At 59.4% G+C, this 8,424-nt stretch carries 9 protein-coding genes and 1 pseudogene; all 10 read left to right on the top strand.

From position 1 onward, the window contains the following. Positions 1-263: pseudogene (locus AAC035_RS15415) on the top strand (nicotinic acid mononucleotide adenylyltransferase); the annotation flags it as partial. A 93-nt stretch (positions 264-356) separates the two neighbouring features. After that, positions 357-707, top strand: coding sequence for a ribosome silencing factor (gene rsfS / locus AAC035_RS15410; RefSeq protein ID WP_339805688.1), 351 nt, complete (start codon positions 357-359; stop codon positions 705-707). A gap of 2 nt (positions 708-709) precedes the next feature. Beyond that, positions 710-1,180, top strand: a complete 471-nt coding sequence (gene rlmH, locus AAC035_RS15405) for a 23S rRNA (pseudouridine(1915)-N(3))-methyltransferase RlmH (RefSeq protein WP_339805687.1) — start codon at positions 710-712, stop codon at positions 1,178-1,180. 8 nt (positions 1,181-1,188) lie between these two features. Next, the gene (gene mrdA / locus AAC035_RS15400) at positions 1,189-3,084 is read left to right on the top strand and encodes a penicillin-binding protein 2 (RefSeq protein ID WP_339805685.1); all 1,896 of its coding nucleotides are present in this window, start codon (positions 1,189-1,191) and stop codon (positions 3,082-3,084) included. Positions 3,085-3,098: 14 nt separating this feature from the next. Continuing rightward, a complete protein-coding gene (gene rodA, locus AAC035_RS15395) occupies positions 3,099-4,220 on the top strand; it encodes a rod shape-determining protein RodA (RefSeq protein WP_339805693.1) in 1,122 nt (373 codons plus the stop codon). Positions 4,221-4,415: 195 nt separating this feature from the next. Further along, positions 4,416-5,273: a septal ring lytic transglycosylase RlpA family protein gene (locus tag AAC035_RS15390; protein WP_339805691.1), complete on the top strand. Its 858-nt coding sequence runs from the start codon at positions 4,416-4,418 to the stop codon at positions 5,271-5,273. A 71-nt stretch (positions 5,274-5,344) separates the two neighbouring features. Next, the gene (locus AAC035_RS15385; RefSeq protein ID WP_339805683.1) at positions 5,345-6,517 is read left to right on the top strand and encodes a D-alanyl-D-alanine carboxypeptidase family protein; all 1,173 of its coding nucleotides are present in this window, start codon (positions 5,345-5,347) and stop codon (positions 6,515-6,517) included. Between the two features lie 11 nt (positions 6,518-6,528). Further along, positions 6,529-6,798: a DUF493 domain-containing protein gene (locus tag AAC035_RS15380; protein WP_339805681.1), complete on the top strand. Its 270-nt coding sequence runs from the start codon at positions 6,529-6,531 to the stop codon at positions 6,796-6,798. Positions 6,799-6,840: 42 nt separating this feature from the next. Next, complete coding sequence (gene lipB, locus AAC035_RS15375) at positions 6,841-7,503, top strand: lipoyl(octanoyl) transferase LipB (RefSeq protein ID WP_339805690.1); 663 nt, start codon at positions 6,841-6,843, stop codon at positions 7,501-7,503. A 51-nt stretch (positions 7,504-7,554) separates the two neighbouring features. Beyond that, the coding region (locus AAC035_RS15370; RefSeq protein ID WP_339805679.1) for an AarF/ABC1/UbiB kinase family protein at positions 7,555-8,424 on the top strand (870 nt) is incomplete at its 3' end.

The following is an 8,424-nucleotide window of genomic DNA, read 5'->3' as shown; positions in this document are numbered from 1 at the left end:
TGGTGCAACGGCCAGGGGCCGGCCTGCGTCCGGGCTCGGTGCCTTCCGAGCTGCTGGAATCGCGTCGGGTGACGTCGGCCGACCAGCTGCACCGGCAACCCGCAGGACTGGTGCTGGAGGTCAGTCCGCCGCTGCTGGATATCTCGGCAACGGCCATCCGTGAGCGTATCGCGCAAGGCCGCTCCGTACGCTATCTGCTGCCAGATCCTGTACTGGCTGAAATCACCCGGCTTGGACTGTACCGGCGCGCCCCGGACGATTGAAAATCTGCCATCGCGCCAGGCTTTAGTGCTACAATCATCGCTGACCAATTTCAGCACAGCCGGCACCGTCGGACTGCGCCTTTCAGGGTAATTATGCAGGCAGAAGAGCTCAAAACCATTGTTGTGAATGCGTTGGAAGACGTGAAAGCCAAAGATATCAGCGTGCTTGATGTCACCGACCGCACCAGCGTCACGGATTTCATGATTCTGGCTTCGGGAACTTCCAGTCGCCACTTGCGGTCACTGGCAGAGTCGGTGGTCAAGGAAGTGAAAGATCGTGGCATCCGTGACGCCAGTGTTGAAGGTGGTAATTCCGGAGACTGGATTCTGGTGGATCTGGGTGATGTGGTGGTGCATGTCATGATGCCCGCAACCCGCGAATTTTATGACCTTGAGCGACTCTGGCGCGATGCGCCGAGCGTGGGTGCTGCGGGAAGCGAATAAGCATGCGGTTACGCCTGATCTGTGTCGGCCAGAAAATGCCGGCATGGGTAACCGAAGGCTTCCAGGAGTACGCTCGCAGGATGCCCCGGGAACTGGCCATCGACCTGGTGGAAATTCCGGTGTCGCACCGGGGCAAGAACCCCGATATTGCACGGCTGGTCCAGCAGGAAGGTGACGCCATACTCGGCGCAGCCGGAGAGCGCGATCGGCTGATTGCACTGGAAGTGGGAGGGCGCCCCTGGTCGACAGAGCAACTGGCGGCCGAGCTGGAGCGCTGGCAGCAGGATGGGCGAGATGTCAGTCTGCTGGTAGGTGGTCCTGACGGGCTGTCGGATCAGTGTCGTCAGCGTGCCGATCAGCAGTGGTCGCTCTCGCCGCTGACCTTGCCACACCCGCTGGTCAGGATTGTTCTGGCCGAGCAGCTTTACCGGGCCTGGACAGTTACCCGCAATCATCCTTATCACCGCGCTTAGGAACCTGCATGGCCTGGGGCGAATTTAAAGACACAGCGGCGGAACGCCGGCTGTTTCAGCGTCGGACTCTGGTTCTGCTGGTTCTGGTGGTGGCTGCACTGATTGGCCTGTTGGCCCGTTTTTATCAGTTGCAGATCGTCGAGCACCAGACCTATACCACCATTTCGGATCGCAATCGTGTCCAGGTACAATCGGTTCCGCCTACCCGGGGGCTGATCTACGATCGCAACGGGGTGTTGTTGGCAGAAAACCGACCGGTTTTCAGCATAACCATGGTGCCAGAGCGGGTCACGGATCTGGAGGGTACCCTGCGGCGACTCCAGGCTGTGCTTGAAATCACAGACGAAGATCTGGAGCGCTTCCGCCGCCGGCTCAGAGAGCCGCGACGTCCATTTCAGGAAATTCCCCTCCATTACGATCTCAGTGAAGAAGAAATCGCCAGTATGGCGGTGCTTCGCCATGAGTTGCCCGGTGTTGAAGTGTCTGCTGAACTGGTGCGGCACTATCCCTTTGGTGTGCAGAACGCTCACGCCCTTGGCTTTGTCGGACGCATTAACCGGGAAGAACTGCAGCGCATTGATCCGGTGAATTACGCCGGCACCAACTATATTGGCAAATCCGGCATTGAACGAATGTATGAGGAGCTTCTGCATGGCCGGGTGGGCTATCAGCATGTGGAAACCAACGCCAGGGGCCGCATTCTGCGTGTGCTCAAGCAGCAGAGTTCCACACCTGGAGAAGACATTGCACTGCACCTGGACATGCGCCTGCAGCAGCGGGCGGTGGACCTTCTGGAAGGCCGTCGCGGGGCTATTGTCGCCATCGAGCCGGAAACAGGCGGAATACTCTCACTGGTCAGTGTCCCCGGATTTGATGCCAATCTGTTTGTCACCGGTATCGGGGTTGAGGCTTATCGCGAGCTGAGCGAGTCCTACGACAAGCCGCTGTTCAATCGCGCCCTGAGAGGCCAGTATCCCCCGGGCTCCACCATCAAACCGATGTTGCTGCTGGGTATCATGGACAGTGGTACCGCTACCCGGGAACAACAGATCTGGGATCCTGGCTGGTTTCAGCTGCCTACCGGGGGCCGGCGTTACCGTGACTGGAAGCGGGGCGGTCATGGCTGGGTGGATGGCAAGCGGGCGGTGGCGGAGTCCTGTGATATCTACTTTTATCAGATGGGCGTAGAGCTTGGTGTCGACGGCATGCACGATTACCTGTCCAGGTTCGGTTTTGGCCGCGTGGCTGCTCTTGACGTGCGTGGCGCCTTGCCCGGGTTGCTACCGTCACGGGACTGGAAGCGCGCTGTCCGTTCCGAGCCCTGGTACCCCGGAGACTCCGTCAACATGAGTATCGGCCAGGGCTTCTTTTTATCGACACCGCTGCAACTGGCTACCGCTACCGCCGTGACCGCCACGCGCGGGGTATGGGCCGAGCCACGGATGCTGCGGGAAGTGAAGGGCGACGTTCGCCTGGAAGATGTGCTCCCGGAGGAATCCCTGCCAGATCTGGAGGTACGGGATCTCCGGGACTGGGACTACGTCATCGAGACCATGGAGGAGGTCATGCATGGTCGTCGCGGCACCGCCCGGGCGGCGGCTCAGGGGGCCAGCTACCGTATGGCCGGTAAAACCGGTACGGCACAGGTCTTCAGCCTGGCGGAAGACGAGGAATACGATGAGGAAGAAGTCCGGGAACGGTTGCGGGATCACGCCCTGTTTCTGGGTTTTGCTCCCGTGGATAACCCCCGGATTGCCGTTGCGGTGATTGTCGAGAATGGCGGCAGTGGCAGTGGTACCGCGGCACCGATAGGCCGGGCGCTGTTTGACGCCTGGCTGCTTGAGTTCAACAATTTTGAGGCCGGGCTGGTTGCCCGGCGTCCGGACGAGGAGCGTGGACCTTGAGTCGTGCAGCCGCCATGCCGTCTGAGAATTCCGGTCTGGTACGCGGGCCATCGCTGTGGTTCAGGGTACACCTGGATCCGATCCTGCTGCTGTTGCTGCTGATACTGGGCGCCGGTGGTCTGGTGGTGCTATACAGTGGCGCGGATGCAAGCATGGATGCGGTGAAATCTCAGGTAATCCGGCTGTCGTTAGCCCTGGGTGCCCTGGTGGTATTTGCCCAGTTCGACCCGGCCGTCTACCGGCGCTGGTCGCCGTGGGTCTATGCCGTCGGCGTGGCAGGGCTGGTTGCGGTTTTGCTGGTTGGGGTAGGCGCCAAGGGTGCCCAGCGCTGGCTTGCCTTGCCGGGTTTGCCGCGCTTTCAGCCCTCCGAGCTGATGAAGCTGGTGGTGCCGATGATGACGGCCTGGTACCTGTCAACCAAGGTGCTGCCGCCCAGGTTGCGGCATGTGGCGGTTGCGTTGGCTCTGGTGCTGCTGCCAATGCTGCTGATCGTACGCCAGCCGGATCTCGGCACCTCGTTGCTGGTGGGCAGTGCGGGTCTGTTTGTGATTTTCCTGGCGGGTATGCGCTGGCGGCTGATGGTGGGATTCGGCGTGCTGGTGTCGATCTGTGCGCCCCTGATGTGGCTTTTCGGTCTGCGCGAGTATCAGAAACAGCGAATTCTGACATTACTGGATCCCCAGAGCGATCCGCTGGGTGCCGGCTGGAATATCATTCAGTCAAAAACAGCCATCGGCTCCGGTGGGGTGAGTGGTAAGGGGTGGTTACAGGGCACTCAGTCGCATCTCGAGTTCCTCCCGGAAAGCCATACGGACTTTATCGTGGCGGTGCTTGCGGAAGAGTTCGGGTTTGTGGGCATCTGCCTGCTGATGCTGATGTACCTGCTGATCCTGCTGCGTTGTTTCTATATTGCCGCCAATGCCCAGGACACTTTCTCACGGTTGTTGGCCGGGGCCCTGACCATGACCTTTTTTGTCTATGTGTTCGTTAACGTGGGAATGGTCAGCGGGCTCCTGCCAGTGGTTGGCGTGCCGCTGCCGCTGGTCAGTTTCGGGGGCACGTCCATGGTCACGCTGATGGCGGCTTTCGGGGTATTGATGTCCATTCACACTCACCGGCGAATGATTACTGCCTGACCGGTTGTTAATGGTTGGCCTTGCGGCGTCGTGGTAATCTCGGCGCACAACTGTCTGTCGCGTTGATGTGTCAGAATGTTTATGCCACAAGCCATGTTAATAAGAGCCACTTGCCCGCTATCCGGGGTACGGTGAACAGCAGGAAGCCCATTGAATCCGACAAATCTGAAACTCCCGCTCCGCTGGCCGCTGGCGATGATACTGGTCAGCCTGGTGCTTGCCGGTTGTTCCTCTACCCCGGGGACATCCTCAGCTCCTGATCACTCATCTCGTTATACTCTTGCCCAGGATGTTGGCCCTGAAGGTGATGTTGATATCAGCAATCTTGAGGATGCGAGCCCCCGGTATGAGGCACCACGGCCCGCGGGCAATCGATCCCCCTATACGGTGTGGGGAAAGCAGTATACGGTGATGGCCAGCGCAGAAGGCTATGTTGAACGGGGCACTGCCAGCTGGTATGGCAAGAAATTTCATGGCCACAAGACCTCGAATGGCGAGATCTATGACATGTATGCCATGTCGGCCGCCCATAAAAGTTTGCCGATACCGGGTTACGCCAGGGTAACGAATCTGGATAATGGACGGTCAGTGGTGGTTCGGGTGAACGACCGGGGGCCCTTTCACGGCGATCGTCTGATCGATCTGTCATGGGCTGCGGCCAAGAAGCTGGATTACCTTGACCGGGGCACGGCCCGGGTTGAAGTTGCCGCCATAAATGTCAGGCCAGACGGTAGCATGTTTCTCGCCGGCCAGCCTTGGGGGGAGGCCGCGCCCGCTAACGACCAGTCGCCGCCAGCGGTGGCTGCAGGGGATCGTGGAATTTTCGTTCAGCTGGGTTCATTCAGCCGTGTTGAGCCAGCCCGGAAGATGCAGGACAGCGTTCGTCAGCTGACCGGGGAATCGGTTCGGGTGAATCCGATTGATACCGCTTCAGGACGCTTTCATCGCGTTCAGGTGGGCCCATTCAGGGATGCGTCTGCAGCCACCCGTGAGCAGCAACGATTGCAATTACAAGGCTTCCGGCAGGCAATGATCCTGACCGACAGCCATTGAGTCTTCTCGTCCGGCAGCGCCGCAGGTGCTGCTGTACAACCCATGAATTGATAGAAGATGTGAACTCATCCATGACCATTCGATCAGTATTCCGTTCGTTAATTGCCGTTGTTGTTCTGGCTACGGGCACGGCTAACGTTTCCACTTACGCCCAGCAACCCGTTCTGATTCCCTCGCCACCGCAGGTCAGTGCGTCCTCCTATCTCCTGATGGACCCCAAAAGTGGACGTATCATCATGGAGGAGAATACTCATGAGCGCCTGCCACCGGCCAGTCTGACCAAAATGATGACGGCCTACATCGTGGAAAGGGAGCTGGATGAGAACCGTTTGCAAATGTCGGATCTGGTAACGGTCAGTGTCAAGGCCTGGCAGACCGGTGGCTCCCGCACGTTTATTCAGGAAGGCACCCAGGTTACCGTGGAGGATCTGCTCAAGGGTGTCATTATTCAGTCCGGCAACGATGCGTCGGTGGCCCTTGCCGAACACATTGCAGGCACCGAGGAAGCCTTTGCCGAGGTGATGAACCAGCAAGCCCTGTTATTGGGCATGCGGGATACCAGCTTCATGAATGCGACCGGGCTGCCACACCCGGAACAGTATTCCACTGCATTTGATATGGCTCTGCTGGCCGCTGCGATTATTTATGATTACCCTGAAAATTACCCCCTTTATGCGGAAAAGCACTTTACCTACAACAATATCCGTCAGCCCAACCGCAACGCTCTGCTGTGGCGGGACCCTTCGGTTGATGGCCTGAAAACAGGCCACACCGAGGAGGCGGGCTACTGTCTGGTAGCTTCTGCAAATCGGGATGACACCCGCTTTGTGGCTGTGGTGATGGGAACCTCGAGCCCCGAAGCCCGGGCCCGTGAGGTGCAGAAAATGCTGAACTACGGGTTCCGCTATTATGAAACGGCGAAGGTTTTCAGTGGCAGCGACGAGCTGGTTGAGGGTCGAGTCTGGGGCGGTGCCAGTGATCAGCTCAGCCTGGGTATTGCCGAGGATCTGTACCTGACCATTCCCCGCGATTCCCGCAGCAAGCTTGAATCCGTCGTAGAGGTGGACAGCGTGATCCACGCGCCGCTGTCCGCCGGCGATGAGCTTGGCACGGTGAAGGTTACCCTGGGCGGTGAGCCGTTGGCGGAATTGCCTCTGCTCGCTCTGGAAACCGTGCCGGAGGGAGGTTTCTTCAAACGCATCATGGACTCGGTCAAGCTGTTTTTCTTCCAGCTGTTCAATTGAGGGGGCAGGCGATGAGCGACCCGAAGGCACCCAGGATAGAATTCCCCTGTGACTACAAAATCAAGGTCATTGGTCATGCCACCGACGATTTCCGGGAGTTTGTGATCTCGGTTGTGGAGCAGCATGCACCCGGTATCGATGAGGCATGCGTGTCAGTGACCGGAAGCCGCAATGGCCGGTTCTGCTCGGTGCAACTGACCATTCAGGCGACCGGAGAGCCGCAGCTGCAGGCATTGTTTGCAGATCTGAAAGCCAGCGGCCGCGTACAGATGGTTCTGTAGCGGGTGTCGGGACACACGTCGGTGACGGTTCCGGGCACACCTCTGGTTGTCAGGGACCTGGGTATGCAGCCGTATGAGCCGGTCTGGGAGGCCATGAAAACCTTCACCGCCAACCGCGATCGTTCGGTAGCGGACGAATTGTGGTGTGTTCAGCACCCACCGGTATACACCCAGGGTCAGGCCGGCAAGGCTGAACACATTCTGGCTCCCGGCGACATCCCGGTGGTCAAGGTGGATCGCGGCGGGCAGGTGACCTATCACGGCCCCGGCCAGTTGGTGATATATCTGCTGGTAGACCTGGCCCGCGCCGGCCTTGGCGTTCGTCAGTTCGTGGATGTCATCGAGCAGGCCATTGTTTCAGTGCTGGCCGGCTTTGATATCACGGCGGCACCGCGCCCTGATGCCCCGGGTGTCTATGTGGGCGACGCCAAAATCGCCTCGCTTGGCCTGCGAGTCCGGCGCGGTTGCTCATTCCACGGTCTGGCGCTCAATGTTGATATGGACATGGCGCCATTTACCCGCATCAACCCGTGCGGCTATGCCGGACTGCCCATGTGCCAGCTGGCGGATTTTGTTTCACCCACTGATCTGGCCAGGGTGGCAGATGATCTGACGCGGGCATTGGCCGCCGGTATCGGTTACCCTGATTCTGACCTGACGCACACCAGCGGTATGCCGGCCTTGAGCCAGCCAGCGCAGCACTGAGCGCGCTGAAAGCCCCGGACTGTCATTCAACTCCTGCACTACAGGGCGTTTATGTCAAAGGCACGCAGCGGAAAAACCGTCTCTCGCATCCGTACCGGCAGTTTCGAACGACGCCTGAGCCTCACCCGTGCCGGCTTGTTTGCGGGTACCCGGATGGCATCCCATATGGCCACCAGCTGGATGACGAGCCCGGATCAGCGCGAGCAGCGTCATCGCAAGATGATGTCAAAGCAGGCTCAGCAACTGGTGGACGACCTCGGCGAACTGAAGGGCAGTGTGGTCAAGATTGGCCAGATGATGGCACTTTATGGCGAACACTTTCTGCCCGAGGAAGTGACCGAAGCGCTGCATACCCTGGAAGACCAGACCTCGGCCCTTGCCTGGCCAGCTATCGAAAAAGTGTTGCAGGCTGAACTCGGTACCGCGAGGCTGGCTGAGCTGGATGTTGATCCCGAACCACTCGGGGCCGCTTCGCTCGGCCAGGTACATCGGGCCCGCCGCCTTTCGGACGGCCTGGAGTTGGTGCTCAAGGTGCAGTATCCGGGCGTGGCCCGGGCCGTTGACAGTGACCTTGATGCGGTCGCCCAATTGTTAAGAATGGCGCGGCTGGTGTCCTTTGGCCCGGAATTCAGTGACTGGCTGGAGGAAGTCCGGGAAATGATGCACCGGGAGGTGGATTATGCCCTTGAGGCGGCCACCACAGAAAAATTCCGTCAGCTGCTGCTGGATGACCCCCGTTTTGTGGTGCCCCGGGTTCTGCCTGAGTATTCCGGGCCGAAAATCATTGCCTCAACTTACGAGCATGGCCACTCGCTGTCAGCGGAGGTGGTCAAGGCGTTACCACAGGAGCGTCGTGACCGGCTTGGCAAGGCCGCTCTGGAGCTGTTCTTCCGGGAGCTGTTTGACTGGGGGGAAATTCAG

The sequence above is a fragment of the uncultured Marinobacter sp. genome (assembly GCF_963974375.1).
Lineage (GTDB): Bacteria > Pseudomonadota > Gammaproteobacteria > Pseudomonadales > Oleiphilaceae > Marinobacter.
The sequence above is the reverse complement of the archived record's forward strand: the minus strand, read 5'-3'. Positions and strand labels throughout refer to the sequence as shown.

What these genes read in the sequence shown, in the direction of transcription:
- rsfS (WP_339805688.1), top strand. Translation starts at nt 357, where the DNA reads ATGCAGGCAGAAGAGCTCAAAACCATTGTTGTGAATGCGTTGGAAGAC.
- rlmH (WP_339805687.1), top strand. Translation starts at nt 710, where the DNA reads ATGCGGTTACGCCTGATCTGTGTCGGCCAGAAAATGCCGGCATGGGTA.
- mrdA (WP_339805685.1), top strand. Translation starts at nt 1,189, where the DNA reads ATGGCCTGGGGCGAATTTAAAGACACAGCGGCGGAACGCCGGCTGTTT.
- rodA (WP_339805693.1), top strand. Translation starts at nt 3,099, where the DNA reads ATGCCGTCTGAGAATTCCGGTCTGGTACGCGGGCCATCGCTGTGGTTC.
- AAC035_RS15390 (WP_339805691.1), top strand. Translation starts at nt 4,416, where the DNA reads ATGATACTGGTCAGCCTGGTGCTTGCCGGTTGTTCCTCTACCCCGGGG.
- AAC035_RS15385 (WP_339805683.1), top strand. Translation starts at nt 5,345, where the DNA reads ATGACCATTCGATCAGTATTCCGTTCGTTAATTGCCGTTGTTGTTCTG.
- AAC035_RS15380 (WP_339805681.1), top strand. Translation starts at nt 6,529, where the DNA reads ATGAGCGACCCGAAGGCACCCAGGATAGAATTCCCCTGTGACTACAAA.